Origin of the sequence: Coprococcus sp. AM97-35 (assembly GCF_027697525.1) — a bacterium.
GTDB lineage: Bacteria > Bacillota > Clostridia > Lachnospirales > Lachnospiraceae > Allocoprococcus > Allocoprococcus comes.
On sequence record NZ_JAQESL010000002.1, the window covers coordinates 74,594 to 92,154 of the forward strand.

Genomic DNA, 17,561 nt, shown 5'->3' on the forward strand with positions numbered 1-17,561 from the left:
TTATGTAAATTTAGGAAGATTATTCAGGAGAAATCATATGGATCATTTTGAATTAGTATCAGAATATAAACCAACAGGAGACCAGCCACAGGCAATCAAAGAACTAGTCGAAGGTTTTAAAGAAGGCAATCAGTGTCAGACATTGCTTGGCGTCACCGGATCTGGTAAGACATTTACCATGGCGAATGTCATCCAACAATTGAATAAACCAACGCTGATTATAGCACACAATAAGACACTGGCTGCGCAGCTTTATGGGGAATTTAAAGAGTTCTTTCCAAATAACGCAGTAGAATATTTTGTCTCCTACTACGACTACTACCAGCCGGAAGCTTATGTTCCGTCATCCGACACATACATTGCCAAGGACTCTGCCATCAACGATGAGATCGACAAGCTTCGCCACTCTGCGACAGCAGCGCTTTCTGAGCGGAATGATGTCATCATTGTGGCAAGTGTGTCCTGCATTTACGGACTGGGTTCGCCGATTGATTACAAGGAGATGGTGATTTCACTTAGACCGGGCATGATCAAAGACAGGGATGAAGTTCTGAAGAAGTTGGTTGAGATCCAGTATGACCGCAATGATATGGATTTCAAGCGTGGAACGTTCCGGGTGCGAGGAGATGTGGTTGAGATTTTCCCGGCGTATTCGGAAAAAATTGCATACAGAGTTGAATTTTTCGGTGATGAGATAGACAGAATAACAGAGATTGATACATTGACCGGTGAAGTGTTGAATGTGATCGGGCATGTGGCAATTTTCCCGGCATCTCATTATGTAGTGTCCAAGGAGAATATGGAGCGTGCCATCGGGGAAATTGAAGAAGAACTGGAGCAGCAGATCCGTTATTTTAAAGGGGAAGATAAGCTTCTGGAAGCACAGCGTATTTCTGAGAGAACGAATTTTGATATAGAAATGATGCGAGAGACAGGATTTTGTTCCGGAATTGAAAACTATTCGAGGCATCTGACTGGGCAGAAAGCAGGGGAGCCGCCATGTACATTGATTGACTATTTTCCGGATGATTTTCTGATCATGATCGACGAGTCGCATAAGACGATTCCACAGATTGGAGCCATGTATCACGGCGATCAGTCGAGAAAGACAACATTGGTAGATTATGGATTCCGTCTGCCATCGGCAAAGGATAACAGACCGCTCAGCTTTGGGGAATTTGAAAGTAAGATTGACCAGGTACTGTTTGTATCGGCGACACCGGGAGAGTACGAGGAGTCTCATGAACTGCTGCGGGCAGAGCAGGTAATCCGACCGACAGGTCTTCTGGATCCGGAAGTAGAAGTGCGTCCGATCGAAGGACAGATTGATGATCTGATCAGTGAGGTAAATAAAGAAACAGCGAAGAAGAATAAGGTACTGATCACAACGCTGACAAAGCGTATGGCGGAAGATCTGACCGATTATATGCGGGAGCTTGGCATTCGTGTGAAATATTTACATTCGGATATTGATACTCTGGAAAGGACAGAGATCATCCGGGATATGCGTTTGGATGTATTTGATGTACTGGTTGGAATTAACCTGCTTCGAGAAGGTCTGGATATTCCGGAGATCACACTGGTAGCGATTCTGGATGCGGACAAAGAAGGTTTTCTGCGTTCGGAAACTTCACTGATCCAGACCATTGGTCGTGCGGCGAGAAATGCAGAGGGGCATGTTATCATGTATGCGGATAACATGACGGATTCGATGCGGATGGCGATTGATGAGACGATGCGCCGTCGTGAGATTCAGATGAAATACAATGAAGAACATGGAATCACGCCACAGACGATCAAGAAGTCGGTGCGTGATCTGATCAGTATTTCAAAGAAGGTTGCAGCAGAAGAGATGAGGCTGGAAAAAGATCCGGAATCCATGAGTGTGGCAGAGCTGGAGAAGCTGATCAAGAAGCTGGAAAAGCAGATGAAGAAAGCGGCAGCAGAGCTGAATTTCGAGGCGGCAGCAGAGCTGCGTGATAAGCTGATCGAGCTGAAAAAGCATTTGAATGAGATGGAGTAAAGCGAAGAGATAGAAGAGGAAGAACAGATGGCTGAAAAAAAGAAAGAACTGATAAAGATCAGAGGTGCGAACGAGCACAATCTGAAGAATCTTGATGTAGATATTCCGAGGAACAAACTGGTAGTACTGACCGGTCTCAGTGGTTCCGGCAAATCATCCCTTGCATTTGATACAATTTATGCAGAGGGACAAAGACGATATATGGAATCTCTGTCTTCTTACGCAAGACAGTTTCTTGGGCAGATGGAGAAGCCGAATGTAGAAAGTATTGAAGGACTTTCACCGGCGATTTCCATCGACCAGAAGTCTACGAACCGCAATCCGAGATCCACAGTGGGAACCGTGACGGAGATTTACGATTATTTTCGACTGCTGTATGCAAGAATCGGGATTCCGCATTGTCCGAAGTGTGGAAGAGAGATCAAGAAGCAGACGGCAGATGAGATGACCGATCAGATCATGGCACTTCCGGAAGGGACAAAGATCCAGCTGATGGCACCGGTTGTGCGTGGGAGAAAAGGAACCCATGTCAAGCTTCTGGACAGAGCAAAGAAAAGCGGTTATGTCCGTGTAAGGATTGACGGAAATATGTATGAGCTTTCCGAAGAAATCTCATTGGACAAGAATATCAAACATAATATTGAGATTGTTGTAGACCGTCTGGTTGTCAGATCGGGGATTGAAAAAAGACTTGCAGATTCCATAGAAAGTGTATTAAGTCTTGCGGAGGGGCTTCTGGTTGTGGATGTGATCGGAGGGGAACCGCTGAATTTCAGCCAGAATTTTGCCTGCCCGGACTGCGGAATCAGTATTGATGAGATCGAGCCGAGAAGCTTTTCATTTAACAATCCATTTGGTGCCTGCCCGGTATGTTTCGGACTCGGATATAAAATGGAGTTTGATGAAGATCTGATGATTCCGGACAAATCACTCAGCATCAATGAAGGAGCAATCGTGGTGACAGGATGGCAGTCCTGTACCGATAAGAGCAGTTTTACTCACGCGATTCTGGAAGCACTCTGCAAGGAATATCATTTTGACCTGGATACGCCGTTTGAACAGTATCCGAAAGAAATCCAGGATGTTTTATTTCGTGGGACTAATGGAAAAGAAGTCAAGGTCTATTATAAAGGACAACGCGGGGAAGGGATCTATGACGTTGCATTTGATGGACTGATCCGGAATGTGGAGCGAAGATACCGTGAAACGGGATCGGAGACTATGAAAGCAGAATATGAGAGTTTTATGCAGATCACACCTTGCCGAGAATGTGGCGGACAGCGACTGAAAAAGGGTGCACTTGCGGTAACGGTCGGAGATAAAAATATTTCAGACGTAACAGCAATGTCGATTGAACGGCTTCAGCGGTTTATCAGCAGTCTGGAACTGTCAAAGACGCAGCAGATGATCGGCGGACAGATATTAAAAGAGATTAAAGCACGCCTGCAGTTCCTTCTGGATGTGGGTCTGGAATATCTGACACTTGCCCGTGCAACAGGAACTCTTTCCGGTGGAGAAGCACAGAGAATCCGGCTTGCGACGCAGATCGGTTCCGGTCTTGTGGGTGTGGCTTATATTCTGGATGAGCCAAGTATCGGTCTGCACCAGAGAGATAATGACAAACTTCTCGCAACACTCAAGCATCTCCGTGATCTTGGAAATACACTGATCGTGGTTGAGCATGATGAAGATACCATGTTTGCGGCAGACCAGGTAATCGATATCGGACCGGGAGCCGGAGAACACGGTGGAGAACTGGTTGCCCAGGGAACGGCACAGGAGATCATGAAAGTAGAACGGTCGATCACAGGTGCATATTTAAGCGGAAAGATCAAGATCCCGGTTCCGGAAACCCGCGCAGTTCCGACCGGCTGGATCAAAGTTGTAGGTGCAGCAGAGAACAACCTGAAAAATATTGACGTGAAGTTCCCGCTTGGCGTGATGACCTGTGTAACCGGCGTATCAGGTTCCGGTAAGAGTTCATTGGTGAATGAAATCCTTTACAAGAGTATGGCGAAAAAGCTAAACCGTGCCCGTGTGATTCCTGGAAAGCATAAGCGGATTGAAGGACTGGAAATGCTGGACAAAGTGATCGACATTGACCAGTCTCCAATCGGAAGGACGCCAAGATCCAATCCGGCGACATATACCGGAGTATTCGACCTGATCCGGGATCTGTTTGCGGCAACCGCGGATGCGAAGGCGAAAGGCTATAAAAAAGGAAGATTCAGCTTTAACGTCAAGGGCGGACGCTGTGAAGCGTGTAGCGGAGATGGAATCATCAAGATTGAGATGCATTTCCTTCCGGATGTATATGTGCCGTGTGAGGTATGCGGCGGAAAACGCTACAACCGTGAGACACTGGAGGTAAAATATAAAGGAAAAAGCATTTATGATGTTCTGAATATGACGGTAGAAGAGGCGCTTCATTTCTTTGAAAATGTACCGAGTATCCGTAGAAAAATGGAGACACTTTACGATGTAGGACTTTCTTATATTCGTCTTGGCCAGCCGTCTACAACCCTTTCCGGCGGTGAAGCACAGCGGATCAAGCTTGCAACTGAACTGAGCCGGAGAAGCACTGGGAAGACAGTGTACATTCTGGACGAACCGACAACCGGACTTCATTTTGCAGATGTGCACAAGTTGACGGAAATCCTGCGCAGACTCGCGGCAGATGGCAATACGGTTATCGTGATCGAACATAACCTGGATGTGATCAAGACAGCAGATTATATTATCGATATCGGACCGGAAGGCGGTGACAAGGGGGGCACAGTTGTTGCGTGCGGTACACCGGAAGAAGTGGCAGAAAACCCGAATTCATATACAGGAAAATACATCAAAATGATGCTGGACAGAAAATGATACAGAAATCTTAAAAAATCCTGAACTTGAAAAAAAGACTTCCTATTTATTAAAGATTTGATTATAATAAGGTGAGTATGTGAAAGGGGAATCGTGATGTCAATAGATTTAGGAATTGATTTAGGAACAGCAAGTATCCTCGTTTATGTGAAAGGAAAGGGAGTTGTACTGAAAGAACCTTCAGTCGTTGCCTTTGACAGAGATACCAATATGATAAAAGCAATCGGTGAAGAAGCAAGGCTGATGCTTGGAAGGACACCGGGGAACATTGTTGCGGTAAGACCTCTCAGACAGGGTGTTATTTCCGATTACATTGTCACAGAAAAAATGATCAAATATTTTGTTCAGAAAGCACTGGGAAAGCGTACATTTAAGAAGCCGAATATCAGTATCTGTGTGCCAAGCGGTGTTACAGAGGTTGAAAAAAAGGCGGTAGAAGAGGCTGCTTTTGCAGCCGGTGCGCGGGAAGTACATTTGATTGAGGAACCGGTTGCGGCGGCAATCGGAGCCGGAATAGATATTTCAAAACCATGCGGCAACATGATCGTGGATATCGGTGGTGGTACATCCGACATTGCGGTGATTTCCCTTGGAGGAACTGTTGTGAATACATCATTAAAAGTTGCAGGTGATGATTTTGATGAAGCAATCGTCCGTTATGTCCGGAAAAAGCACAATCTGCTGATCGGAGACAGGACAGCAGAAGACATCAAGATCAAGATCGGAACGACATATCCTCTTGTAGAAGATGAATCAATGGAAGTAAGGGGACGAAATCTGGTAACAGGATTGCCAAAGACGGTCACGGTAACGGCTTCTGAGACCGAAGAAGCACTGCATGAGACTACAAGTCAGATCGTCGAAGCGGTCATTGGGGTTCTGGAGAGAACACCGCCGGAACTTTCCGCGGATATTCTGGATCGTGGAATTGTACTGACAGGTGGAGGTGCGCTGCTTCGCGGGCTGGAAGAACTGATCGAAGAAAGGACAGGCATCAATACGATGACAGCGGAAGACCCGATGAAGGTTGTTGCAATCGGTACCGGTCAGTATGTGGAGTTTATGAACGGAAAAAAAGATTTCTAGTGATAAGCACATGAGAAGGCTGTTTCTGTAGAGAGACAGCCTTTTTAAAAAGGAAAAAAGTATGGAAACAGTAAAAGGTTACGTAGAACACATTGTATTTCGCAATGAAGACAATGGATATACCGTATTTAATTTGAATAATGATGATGGCGATCTGACCTGTGTCGGAAACTTTAACTATTTATCAGAGGGAGAGCTGGTTGAGGTGAACGGAGAATATGTGGTTCACAGTGTATATGGAACACAGCTCCGAGTGCTGAATTATGAGATCAAAGCACCGGAAGATCTGCTTTCGATTGAACGCTATCTGGGATCAGGGGCGATCAAAGGGGTTGGTGCATCTCTTGCCGGCAGGATTGTGAAAAAATTCAGGGAAGACACCTTCCGGATCATCGAAGAAGAACCAGAAAGACTTGCGGAGGTGCGTGGAATCAGCGAACGTATGGCAAGAGAGATCGCTGTACAGGTAGAAGAAAAAAAAGATATGCGGAAGGCAATGATCTATCTTCAGAAATTTGGGATTTCGACGACACTTGCAGCAAAGATTTATCAGTTTTACGGTCCGAAGACCTATCAGGTACTGGAAGGAAATCCATACCAGCTTGCAGATCAGATTCAGGGGATCGGATTTAAGATCGCTGATGAAATCGCAACGAAGATCGGCATTCATTCAGACTCGGATTTCCGTATCCGGAGTGGTATTTTTTATACCTTACAGCAGAGTGTTGCCGAAGGGCATGTCTATCTGACAAAGGACGTGTTGCTTCGTCGGGCATCTGCACTTCTGGAAGTGGAGATTAAGGATATTGAGAAATATCTGATGGATCTGTCGATGGAAAAGAAGATCGTACTCAAAGAATCTGAAGAAGGTCTGCGGGTATACGTGTCCCACTTCTATTATCTGGAACTCAATACCGCGAAAATGCTGCATGATCTGAATCTGGAATATGAAGAAGCCAATGTAATGATCGAAAAAAAGATCCATCAGATTGAAAAAGAAGCCGAAATGCAGCTTGACGAGAAGCAGGAAAATGCGGTCATGGCGGCTGTGCGGAATGGAATTATGATTCTCACAGGAGGTCCTGGAACCGGAAAAACGACGACGATCAATGCCATGATCGAATATTTTCACAGTGAGAATATGGAAATTATGCTGGCAGCACCAACCGGGCGTGCCGCAAAAAGAATGACAGAAGCAACCGGATGGGAAGCGCAGACGATCCACCGTCTTCTGGAGGTGAACGGTAATCCGGAGGAGGATGAGAACCCGAACCGGAACGGATTTGCAAGAAATGCAGACAATCCACTGGAAACCGACGTGATCATCATCGATGAGATGTCTATGGTAGACCTGCCTCTGATGAATGCACTTCTTACCGCAATTGTACCGGGGACAAGGCTGATCCTGGTAGGGGACTGTAACCAGCTTCCATCAGTAGGCCCGGGAAGTATTTTGAAGGATCTCATCGCATCGGAATGTTTTCCGGTTGTCATGCTGACCCGGATTTTCCGACAGGCACAGGAGAGTGATATTGTGGTAAATGCACATAAGATCAACCGGGGAGAACCGGTCCTTTTGGATAATAAAAGCCGGGATTTCTTCTTCTTAAAAAGACAGGATCCGAATGTGATCATCAGTGTTCTGCTGACACTGATCCAGAAGAAGCTTCCCAAATATGTCAATGCAAAACCATATGATATCCAGGTACTCACACCGATGCGGAAAGGACTGCTGGGAGTGGAAAGGCTGAACAGTATTTTGCAGGAGTATTTGAATCCACCGGAGCCGGGAAAAGCGGAAAAAGAATATGGCGATCACAAATTCCGCGTGGGCGACAAGGTGATGCAGATCAAGAATAACTATCAGCTTGAATGGGAGATCACAACCAAGTATGGACTGACGGTGGATAAAGGAATGGGGATTTTTAATGGCGATATGGGAATTGTCACCGAGATCAATACATATACTGAAACACTGGAAGTTGAATACGATGAAAAGAGAAAAGTAAAGTATCCGTTTGAATTGCTGGAAGAACTGGAGCTTGCCTATGCGATCACCATTCACAAGTCGCAGGGAAGCGAATATCCGGCGGTTGTCATCCCTCTTCTGAGCGGACCGAGACAGCTGTTTCACAGGAATCTTCTTTACACGGCAATCACAAGAGCCAGAAAATGTGTGACAATTGTCGGAAATGACCAGACCTTCCAGGAGATGATCCGGAATACCAATGAACACAACCGGAATACCAGTCTGGCAGAACGGATCCGGGAGTTCTGCGGATAGTTACACAGAAAAAGTAGAAAATCAAATCCGAAAAGCGGATGGAAAACTTAAAAAAGGTCAAAGAAACAATTCTGGAACTAATTTATCCCTCAAAATGTCCGTTTTGTGGAGAAATTGTAAGTGCAGGAAAGAAACATTCTACGGAACACAATGGAATCTGCAAGGCGTGCCGTGAAAAACTTCCTTATATTGGTGAAGTAAGATGCATGTGCTGTGGAAAGCCTTTGACAGATCCGGCAGAAGAATATTGCTATGACTGTACCAGGCAGAAGCATCTTTTTGTTGATGGCAGAAGTCTCTGGGTGCATAAAGATGCAGTGGAAAATGCAGTTTATGCAATGAAATATCAGAACCGGAGGATTTACGGACAAACGTTCGGAAAAGAAATGGCAGAGCATTTTCTTTCTTATCTATGGGAAAGAAAGATCACCTTGATCGTGCCGGTTCCGCTGCATTCCCGGCGAAAAAGAAAGCGGGGATTTAATCAGGCAGAAATTGTAGCAAAGGTATTATCAGAAAATACCGGAATTGCCATGGATGCAGGTGCTGTTAAGAGAATTAAGGCGACTAGTCCTCAGAAAGAGCTGGGCGATAAAGGGAGAAAACGAAATATCAGGGGAGCATTTGCAGTGCAGAAAAATGTAAAAGGAGAAAATATCGTTTTGATCGACGACATTTATACGACAGGAAGTACCTTAGACGAGGCGGCGAGAGTGCTGAAAAAGGCAGGAGCCGAAAATGTATACTTTTTGACGGTAAGTATTGGACAAGGAATCTGATATTTGTTATACTGAAAGTAATGCATATACGAATAAAACGTATGAGGTGACAAAATGTTAAATGAAAGCAAAGTTAAGCTGATGACAAGGATGGCGATGTACGAAAGCAAACAGGGAGAGGAAGATTTTAAGATCAGTTCTTATTATAAGAAAGATTACCGGAGCTTTCACACCATTGCTACGATCATATGGGTCACGGTCGGCTATGCTGTTGCAGTGGGAATCGGAGTTATTGCTTTTCTGGATGAACTGATGGGAAATCTGAATATGCAGTTTCTTGTGATGCTTGCGGCAGCTGTGATAATTGGATATCTGGTACTTGTTATTTTTTATGGAATCGTTGCTTCCCATTTTTACGGAACCAAACATGAAAAAGCAAGAAAGCGTGTGAAACAATTCAATCACGATCTTACAAGACTGAACAGAATGTATGAAAGGGAGAAACGATAATGAATGATCTGATAGTATGGAGAGATAAATTACAGGAATTATACGCGATGAAATCAATCTATATTGATAAAGCTGTGCAGTTTGTTCTGGCACTGGTCACATTTCTTATGATCAACCAGAATATTGGACTGATGAAAGCGGTGGCGACACCGGTTGTAGCGGTGGCACTGGCAGTGATCTGCACTTTTCTTCCACCGGTTGTAACGGCGTATGTAGCGGCAGGGCTTGTAATTGTGCATCTGTTCAAACTGTCTATAGGAGTGGCAGCGGCAGCGGCACTGATCTTTGTGGTAATGTTTATCTTTTACTGCAGATTTACTCCGAAAAAGGCACTTCTTCTGCTGGTCACACCGGTAGCATTTATGCTTCATGTTCCGTATGTGGTTCCGGTTGCCTGTGCGCTTGTACTTGGACCGATTTCAGCAGTACCGGTTGTATTTGGAACGATCATTTACTATATGATCGAATGTGTGAGAACTTCAGCAACAGCGATCACCAGTGCGGATGGAATTACCAGGCAGATTTCGCTGTTTGTGAAGACGGTATTCCAGGATAAGACTCTGTGGATCACTGTGATCGCATTTATTATCTCTATTTTTGTGGTATATACAGTGCGCCGGCTTTCGGTAGATCATGCGTGGAAAATCGCAGCAGCATCCGGTGCGGTTGTGAATATTGTTGTAATTGTGATCGGAGATATTGTATTCGATATACATACCTCTTATAATATGCTGATCGTTGGAAATATTGCAGCAGTCGTGATTGGTTTTATCATGGAATTTTTCCTGTTCTCGGTGGATTATTCCAGAACAGAACGTCTCCAGTTTGAGGATGATGAATATTATTATTATGTAAAAGCCATCCCTAAGATTTCGGTGACAGCTCCGGAGAAGACGGTCAAACATATCAATGAGCGGAAAGAAACAGGTGAGATTGCGGGAGCAGAGCCGGAGAGAAGACAGAGGTCGAAGAGTGGGCAGACGGAAAAACCGGCAGTACGCAAAACAAAAACGGCTTCTAAGGTAAAACGGCCAAAGAGTCCGGCAGTTCAGCGGCCGACAAGAGTTGGGGGCAATACAGATGAAATCCTTCTTGCACAGAGCCTGAAGGAAGAACTGGATATTCAGAGCATTGTGGAAAATGAATTGAATAGCGATAACAAATAGGGAAATATTATAAAAAACAGGGGTATAAATAACGGATAGAAAAGGGGGTACACTGTTGAACACAGTATTAACACAGGTTTTAAAAAGATTTGTATCAGAATCGTGGTACTTCCCACAGATCCGGGTAGTAGATGCTGTTGAGATACTGATTATTACATTTTTATTCTATCAGATTATTCTCTGGATAAAGAATACAAAAGCCTGGATGCTGCTGAGGGGGATTCTGGTTGTTGCATTGTTTATTCTGGTGGCTGCAGTTTTTAAAATGTATACGATTTTGTGGATTGCACAGAATTCACTTCCGGTCATGGCAACCGCAGTCGTGATCATTTTCCAGCCTGAGCTCAGAAGAGCATTGGAAAAACTGGGGGAAAAACAATTTGTTCCCAATATGGTAGCACTGGATAAAAGAGGAAAAGATAATGTACGTTTCAGCCAGAAAACGATCGATGGAATCGTAGAAGCATCCTTTGCGATGGGAGCAGTGAAGACAGGAGCACTTATCGTCGTAGAGCAGGCAATCATGCTGACAGAATACGAGAGCACCGGAATCGCGCTGGACTGTATTGTATCACCGCAGGTATTGATCAATATTTTTGAACACAACACACCACTTCATGATGGCGCGATCATTGTCCGTGGAGACAGGATCGTATCAGCGACCTGCTATCTTCCATTGTCAGACAATATGGGAATCAGTAAGGAGCTGGGGACCAGACATCGTGCAGCAGTCGGAATGAGTGAGGTGAGTGATGCTCTGATCGTCACCGTATCAGAAGAGACCGGGTATGTATCTGTAGCGATGGGCGGACAGCTTGTGCGCAATGTTACACCGGAATATCTGAAAAAACGTCTGGAATCTATCAGTAAGAAGAGTGTGGAGATCGGACGTTTGAAAAAAATATGGAAAGGATGGAGATCGCATGAAAAGGGCGTTGACTAAAAACTGGGGTCTTAAGTTGTTGGCATTTGTATTCTCTGTCCTTTTATGGATAATTGTTATGAATATTGAAGATCCGGTGGACGAACGGACATTTTCCGGAATCCAGGTGACAGTGACACATCCGGAAATCGTAACAAATCCGGGCAATACATATCAGATTCTGGATGACAGCAGGACGATATCCGTAACAGTAAAGGCAAAACGTTCTATTTTAAATAAAATTAAAACTGATGATATCAGAGCAACAGCGGATATGAAGAATCTGGATGTCAGAACCAGATCCCTGATCCCGATCGATATATCGATCCCTTCTTATGCAGGAAGGTTTGAGGCGACTGCCAACCCGATCAATCTGCGAGTAAGCATTGAACTTGGAAAATCAGAGACTTTCCCGATCACTGCAACCAGTTCGGGAACACCGAGAGACGGATATCAGGTGGGTGAGCTGAAAGCAAATCCGGAGAAGATTAAGATCAGCGGGCCAGAATCAGTAATCGATTCAATCGACAAGGTGGTAGCACTTGTCGATGTTTCAGGACAGTCTAAAGATGAGGAAAAAGAAGCAGAGCTGATTCTTTATGATAACAATGGAAAGATCATAGATTCGACACAGATTGAGAATAACCTGGGAGACGAAGGACTGAAGGTAAAAATCACCATGCTTCAGACAAAGAGTATTCCGGTAGAATTTGATACTTCACTGATCGGTACTGCGAGCGGATATCATTTCAGCGGAATCAGTATCCAGCCGGAAAGCATTCAGATCGTAGGCACAGAGGAGCAACTGGAAACGGTGGATTCTATTGAAATTCCGGCAGAAGAGCTGGCAGAAGATGGTCTGGACCAGACAATAGAGAAGACAGTAGATATTGCCAATTATCTTCCGTACTGGGCAAAGACAGACCAGGACAGCGCAGGAGGCGTACCGATCGTTATAAAGATCCAGGTAGAGAAATTCGGAACTAAGACAGTCGAATTCCCATACAATTCCATTGCGCTGCTGAATGCACCAAAGGATTACAAGGTGTCATATGCAGAACAGGGCAATCTGGAAATTGTTGTGCGTGGTTCTAAAGAGGATCTGGATGATTTTACTCTTGAAAAAGGAAACGTGTCAATCAATCTGAACGATTGCAAGACAGCGGGAACCTATAATGTTCCGATCCAGGTTACACTTCCTGACGGAATTGAACTTGAAGATACGATCAATGTACAGATCACATTGACAAAGAGCAGTGGAGGAGAAAATGATCAGTAAAAAGGTAACGATCAAAAATCCGACGGGATTACATTTGAGACCGGCAGGACTTTTCTGCAAGATGGCACTGGAATATGAAAGTAAGATCACTTTTCATTACCGGGATATGGAAGGAAACGCGAAAAGTGTTCTGAGCGTACTTGGTGCATGCATTAAGTCCGGAGATACGATTGAGATCGTGTGTGAGGGAAAAGATGAAGAGAAGGCACTTGAAGCGATGGTAGAACTGGTGGAGAGTGGAATTGGAGAATAGTAGGAGAAGCGAATCAGGAGGTATAGAAAAGATGAGCAAAGCTACATTAGTTGTTATGGCAGCAGGAATTGGAAGCCGTTTCGGAGGAGGAATCAAGCAGCTGGAGCCGGTAGGACCAAATGGTGAAATTATCATGGATTATTCGATCTATGATGCAATGGAAGCCGGATTTGATAAAGTGGTATTTGTTATTCGAAAAGATCTGGAAAAGGATTTTCGTGAAATTATCGGAAACCGGATTGAAAAGAAAGTTGAAGTTGCATATGCATTCCAGGAAGTTGATGATATTCCGGAAGCATTTAAAGAAAAATTTGCAGAAAGAACGAAACCATGGGGAACCGGTCAGGCAATTCTCTGCTGTAAGGCTGTGGTAAAAGAACCATTCCTGGTAATCAATGCGGATGATTATTATGGAAAAGAAGCTTATGTGGAAGCATTCAAAGAACTGACAACACCGGAAAAGCAGGCAGATAAAATGCAGATCAGCATGGTTGGATTCGTACTGAAGAACACATTAAGTGAAAATGGCGGAGTAACCCGTGGAGTGTGCAAGGTTGATGCGAATCAGATGCTTACAGAAATCGTGGAGACATCCAACATCATCAAGACACAGGCAGGTGCAGCAGTTGCAACAGATGGAAAAGAGACACCGATCGATGCAGACACGCCGGTTTCCATGAATATGTGGGGACTCACACCAGAATTCTTTGAGATCCTCGAAAAAGGATTTGCAGAATTTGTGGCAGCACAGGAAGAAGGCAATCTGAAAGGGGAGTATCTGCTTCCAACGATTATCGGAGATCTTCTGAAAGAAGGAAAAGTCGAAGTAAAAGTGCTGAAATCACATGATAAGTGGTTCGGGGTGACTTATAAAGAAGATAAAGAACTGGTTGTGAATGAAGTGAAGGCGCTGGTTGAAAAGGGATTATATCCGGAGAAGTAAATATTGTGAGATTAAGAAGGCAAGCAACATGGGATGAGACTATGGAGCTTGCCTTGCAGATTTTGAAGGGAAATATGGCATAAAACAAAATGTTCGTTGAAAAAGGGTGGAGATAAATTCCTGCTTTTTAATAAATATCCATTTTCGGGAAATTATTTCGTGTCGAAAATAGACAAAAATTGAGAACTATTGTATAATAGACAAGATTAAGGGAGGAGGTGCGAGATGAGGAAAATATTGGTATTTGTAATGGCATTGAGTCTCAGTGTTATGCTCTTGGGATGCAGTGGTACAGATACTTCAAAAGAAGTAAAAGATACGACGCAGGATACAAAGCAAGAGGAAAAGCAAGATACCAGTCAGGAAAAGACAGAACCAACGCAGGAAAAAACAGAACAAAAGGATGAGCAAGTGGAAGAAAATGACAGCAAGGAAGAAGACAGCGGAGACCATGAAGCTCAGGATCAGATTCTGAAATTATATTATATATCCGACAGTGAAGAAATCGAATGCGCAGAGATCAGAACGAATCTGCTTCAGACAACCGATATCTGGAACGGCTTAATAGGGGAAGGCGTTCTTAACAGTGAATGCAAGATGAACAGCTGCAATGTTGATCAGAAACAGAAAACGATTGATCTCGATGTAGATTCCGGAACTGGTTCTTACATCAGAAGCATGGGGACGACAGGAGAAGAACAAATACTCACATGTATTAAAAAGTCTTTCCTGAAAACGTATGAATGTGAACGATTTAAGATTACGGAAAACGGGCAGCCTTTAGAGACCGGACATACCGTACTCAAAGGATACATGACAGCAGATGAGTAAGAGAAGAGGAGTATATAATGAAGAACTGGTTGAAAAAATGCAGTGTGGCATTGCTGGTCTTTTCAATGATTGGTACAACAATGCCGGTATATGCGGCGGATGCGCCAGCTGCAGAAGAACAAACGACAGAATCTCAGCAGACAGAAGGACAGGCTTCTGAGCCACAGGCAGATGAGTCACAACAACAAGAAGAACAGCCTGCAGAAAAAGAGCAGACGACAGAAGAACAGCAGTCAGTCAGTGAAAATAATCAAGGGGAAGTAGTTCAGGAACAGGAGGAAGCAGCAGAACAGGAAGATCAGACGGAACAGAGCAAAATGAATTATGCTTATGTTGAAAGTCCATATCTGGAAACTCCGGATACACAGAGAATCGTTGTATCCTGGGGCAAGGAAGATGAATACATAGACCAGATGGTACTTCATGTTCGGAAAGATGATGATACCTGGGAAGACTGGTACATCAGCAGATCCGAAGGTAATCTTTACCTGTTTGAAAAGTATTATGAAGATGAGTATCAGGGTGGAACATATGAAGTCGTTTCAATCAGTGTAACAGAAAATGGAGAAACGACAGATTATGCGCTTTCAGATCTTGGAGTGGAAGCGAGGTTCGGAGTAAATCAAGAATATGATGGTATTGATGAGCTTCAGCCGGTTGATGAAGAACAGGAAGAAGCGGTAGCTGAGGATGCAGCAAATGTATCCATTTCTACTATTAATGAAGATGGAACAATTGAAGAACAGAACAGTATCGAAGATGCACTTCAGGCTGCACAGACAGATATTCTTGCGTCAACACCAGCAACGTTATCGCTTGATGATGATACAGGAATCAGTACATATGCTGCAAAATCTGGAAAAATAGTTGTAGCATTGGATCCGGGACATGATAACAGAGATGCCGGAGCATCAGCAAATGGTTTGCGAGAGGAAGCACTTACACTGAAAATTGCAAATTATTGTAAAGCAGAACTGGAGCAGTATTATGGTGTAGAAGTATACATGACAAGAACTTCTTCAGCTTGCCCGTATCCAAATGAAACGCCGGCAGGAGGTTGTATTACCGCAAGAGCAAATGCAGCAGCCAAAGCAGGTGCAAAAATTTTTGTGAGTTTTCATTTGAATGCGGCAGCTACAACAGCGGCTTATGGGGCAGAAGTTATTATTCCAAACTATAACTGGAAATCAGATGTAGGTGCACAGGGAAGAGAGCTTGCGTCAAAGATTTTGAGTGAACTGACTTCACTTGGTTTGTATAACAGAGGACTGTATTATAAGACAGGAACAGAGCCGGAGTACAAGTATCCAGATGGTTCACTTGAAGATTGGTTTACAGTACAGGTCGCTAATAAGTACAATGGAATTCCTGGTATTATTGTTGAACATGCGTTTATCACGAATAGTGGTGATGTGAATAATGTCTTAAATACAGAGGCTGGACTAAAAAGATTAGGTGTTGCGGATGCGACTGGAATTGCAAATTATCTTGGATTATCGAAAGAAAAAGTAGAATGGAAAACCGTAAATGGAAAGAAATATTGCTATGTGAATAATCAGAGAGTGACAGGAGAAAGACAAATTGGTGGTCACTGGTATTATTTTGATGGAAATGGAGTAATGCAGACTGGATTTGTGAATCTGGGAAGTAAGACGGTTTATTATAATTCAGATGGACAGATGCTTTATGGAGAACAGAAGATAAATAATGCCTGGTATTATTTCGATACAATTACGGGTGCAAGAATTACTGGGTTCTACAATTTACCGGGTAAGACGGTCTATTATGGATCAGATGGGCAAATGCGCTATGGAGAACAGAAGATAAATAATGCCTGGTATTGTTTTGATACAATTACGGGTGCGAGAGTAACTGGTTTCTATAATCTTTCGGGAAAAATATACTACTACGGAATCGACGGAAAGAAACGTTTCGGAGAACAAAGGATCAATGATGCATGGTATTGTTTTGATACTTCTACTGGTAAAATGATTACAGGATTTTATGATTTACCAGGAAAAGTAGTTTACTATGGAGCAGATGGGAAGATGCTTTATGGAGAACAGAAAATAGGCAATTGTTACTATTATTTTGATCCTACATTTGGAAGTATGTATGTAGGATGGAAAACAGTTAATAAAAAATCAAGATATTACCAGGAAAATGGATGTTGTACAATAGGAGAGTACAAGATTGATGATAAATGGTATTATTTTGACAAGAATGGAATTATGCAGACCGGATTTGTTGATTTGCCAGAAAAGACTGTATACTATAATGAAAACGGAGTCATGGAGTATGGAGAACAGAAGATAAATGATGCATGGTACTATTTTGATATGATAACCGGAAAGATGGCAACTGGCTTTTGTGAGTTACCTGAAAAGTGGGTATATTACGGAAGCAACGGAAAAATGCTTTATGGAGAACAAAAAATAGGGAATTACTATTATTATTTTGATACAGTATTTGGAAGCATGTATTCTGGATGGAAGACGGTAAACGGAAAAACAAGATATTATCAAAGTAATGGTCAGGGAAAAACAGGTGAATACTGCGAAAATGGGAAATGGTATTACTTTGATAAAAATGGAATCATGCAAAAGGGATTCGTCCAGTTACCAGAAAAGACTGTATACTATAATGAAAACGGAGTTATGCAGTATGGAGAACAAAA

At 43.5% G+C, this 17,561-nt stretch carries 13 protein-coding genes; all 13 read left to right on the forward strand.

What is annotated here, in order from left to right; all coding sequences use genetic code 11:
- Positions 1-37: 37 nt before the first annotated feature.
- Positions 38-2,023 carry an excinuclease ABC subunit UvrB gene (gene uvrB, locus PG840_RS02165; protein WP_270613332.1) on the forward strand — a complete coding sequence of 662 codons (1,986 nt, stop codon included), beginning with the start codon at positions 38-40 and terminating at the stop codon, positions 2,021-2,023.
- A 27-nt stretch (positions 2,024-2,050) separates the two neighbouring features.
- On the forward strand, positions 2,051-4,891 hold the full coding sequence (gene uvrA, locus PG840_RS02170; protein ID WP_270613333.1) for an excinuclease ABC subunit UvrA: 2,841 nt from the start codon (positions 2,051-2,053) through the stop codon (positions 4,889-4,891).
- Between the two features lie 96 nt (positions 4,892-4,987).
- Positions 4,988-5,977, forward strand: coding sequence for a rod shape-determining protein (locus PG840_RS02175; RefSeq protein WP_055157310.1), 990 nt, complete (start codon positions 4,988-4,990; stop codon positions 5,975-5,977).
- A 61-nt stretch (positions 5,978-6,038) separates the two neighbouring features.
- Positions 6,039-8,261 carry an SF1B family DNA helicase RecD2 gene (recD2, locus tag PG840_RS02180; protein WP_270613334.1) on the forward strand — a complete coding sequence of 741 codons (2,223 nt, stop codon included), beginning with the start codon at positions 6,039-6,041 and terminating at the stop codon, positions 8,259-8,261.
- Positions 8,262-8,299: 38 nt separating this feature from the next.
- Positions 8,300-9,040, forward strand: a complete 741-nt coding sequence (locus tag PG840_RS02185) for a ComF family protein (RefSeq protein WP_117823981.1) — start codon at positions 8,300-8,302, stop codon at positions 9,038-9,040.
- Between the two features lie 54 nt (positions 9,041-9,094).
- Positions 9,095-9,490 carry a hypothetical protein gene (locus tag PG840_RS02190; protein ID WP_055157315.1) on the forward strand — a complete coding sequence of 132 codons (396 nt, stop codon included), beginning with the start codon at positions 9,095-9,097 and terminating at the stop codon, positions 9,488-9,490.
- A complete protein-coding gene (locus tag PG840_RS02195) occupies positions 9,490-10,656 on the forward strand; it encodes a hypothetical protein (protein WP_270613335.1) in 1,167 nt (388 codons plus the stop codon). The genes PG840_RS02190 and PG840_RS02195 overlap by 1 nt, the downstream gene beginning before the upstream one ends.
- A 55-nt stretch (positions 10,657-10,711) precedes the next feature.
- Positions 10,712-11,599 (forward strand): diadenylate cyclase CdaA, encoded by an 888-nt coding sequence (gene cdaA / locus PG840_RS02200; protein ID WP_270613336.1) that lies wholly within the window; start codon positions 10,712-10,714, stop codon positions 11,597-11,599.
- A gap of 58 nt (positions 11,600-11,657) precedes the next feature.
- Complete coding sequence (locus PG840_RS02205; RefSeq protein ID WP_181988881.1) at positions 11,658-12,857, forward strand: CdaR family protein; 1,200 nt, start codon at positions 11,658-11,660, stop codon at positions 12,855-12,857.
- On the forward strand, positions 12,847-13,110 hold the full coding sequence (locus PG840_RS02210) for an HPr family phosphocarrier protein (RefSeq protein ID WP_270613337.1): 264 nt from the start codon (positions 12,847-12,849) through the stop codon (positions 13,108-13,110). Before PG840_RS02205 ends, PG840_RS02210 begins: the two co-directional genes overlap by 11 nt.
- 31 nt (positions 13,111-13,141) lie before the next feature.
- Positions 13,142-14,053, forward strand: coding sequence for a nucleotidyltransferase family protein (locus PG840_RS02215; protein WP_270613338.1), 912 nt, complete (start codon positions 13,142-13,144; stop codon positions 14,051-14,053).
- Positions 14,054-14,278: 225 nt separating this feature from the next.
- Positions 14,279-14,884, forward strand: a complete 606-nt coding sequence (locus PG840_RS02220; RefSeq protein WP_270613339.1) for a hypothetical protein — start codon at positions 14,279-14,281, stop codon at positions 14,882-14,884.
- A gap of 17 nt (positions 14,885-14,901) precedes the next feature.
- Positions 14,902-17,561, forward strand: a 2,660-nt coding sequence (locus PG840_RS02225) for an N-acetylmuramoyl-L-alanine amidase (protein WP_270613340.1), incomplete at its 3' end; no start/stop codon positions are given.

Bases quoted from the DNA above. Each gene is read 5' to 3' on its own strand.
- uvrB (WP_270613332.1), top strand. From the start codon at position 38: ATGGATCATTTTGAATTAGTATCAGAATATAAACCAACAGGAGACCAG.
- uvrA (WP_270613333.1), top strand. From the start codon at position 2,051: ATGGCTGAAAAAAAGAAAGAACTGATAAAGATCAGAGGTGCGAACGAG.
- PG840_RS02175 (WP_055157310.1), top strand. From the start codon at position 4,988: ATGTCAATAGATTTAGGAATTGATTTAGGAACAGCAAGTATCCTCGTT.
- recD2 (WP_270613334.1), top strand. From the start codon at position 6,039: ATGGAAACAGTAAAAGGTTACGTAGAACACATTGTATTTCGCAATGAA.
- PG840_RS02185 (WP_117823981.1), top strand. From the start codon at position 8,300: ATGGAAAACTTAAAAAAGGTCAAAGAAACAATTCTGGAACTAATTTAT.
- PG840_RS02190 (WP_055157315.1), top strand. From the start codon at position 9,095: ATGTTAAATGAAAGCAAAGTTAAGCTGATGACAAGGATGGCGATGTAC.
- PG840_RS02195 (WP_270613335.1), top strand. From the start codon at position 9,490: ATGAATGATCTGATAGTATGGAGAGATAAATTACAGGAATTATACGCG.
- PG840_RS02205 (WP_181988881.1), top strand. From the start codon at position 11,658: ATGAATATTGAAGATCCGGTGGACGAACGGACATTTTCCGGAATCCAG.
- PG840_RS02210 (WP_270613337.1), top strand. From the start codon at position 12,847: ATGATCAGTAAAAAGGTAACGATCAAAAATCCGACGGGATTACATTTG.
- PG840_RS02215 (WP_270613338.1), top strand. From the start codon at position 13,142: ATGAGCAAAGCTACATTAGTTGTTATGGCAGCAGGAATTGGAAGCCGT.
- PG840_RS02220 (WP_270613339.1), top strand. From the start codon at position 14,279: ATGAGGAAAATATTGGTATTTGTAATGGCATTGAGTCTCAGTGTTATG.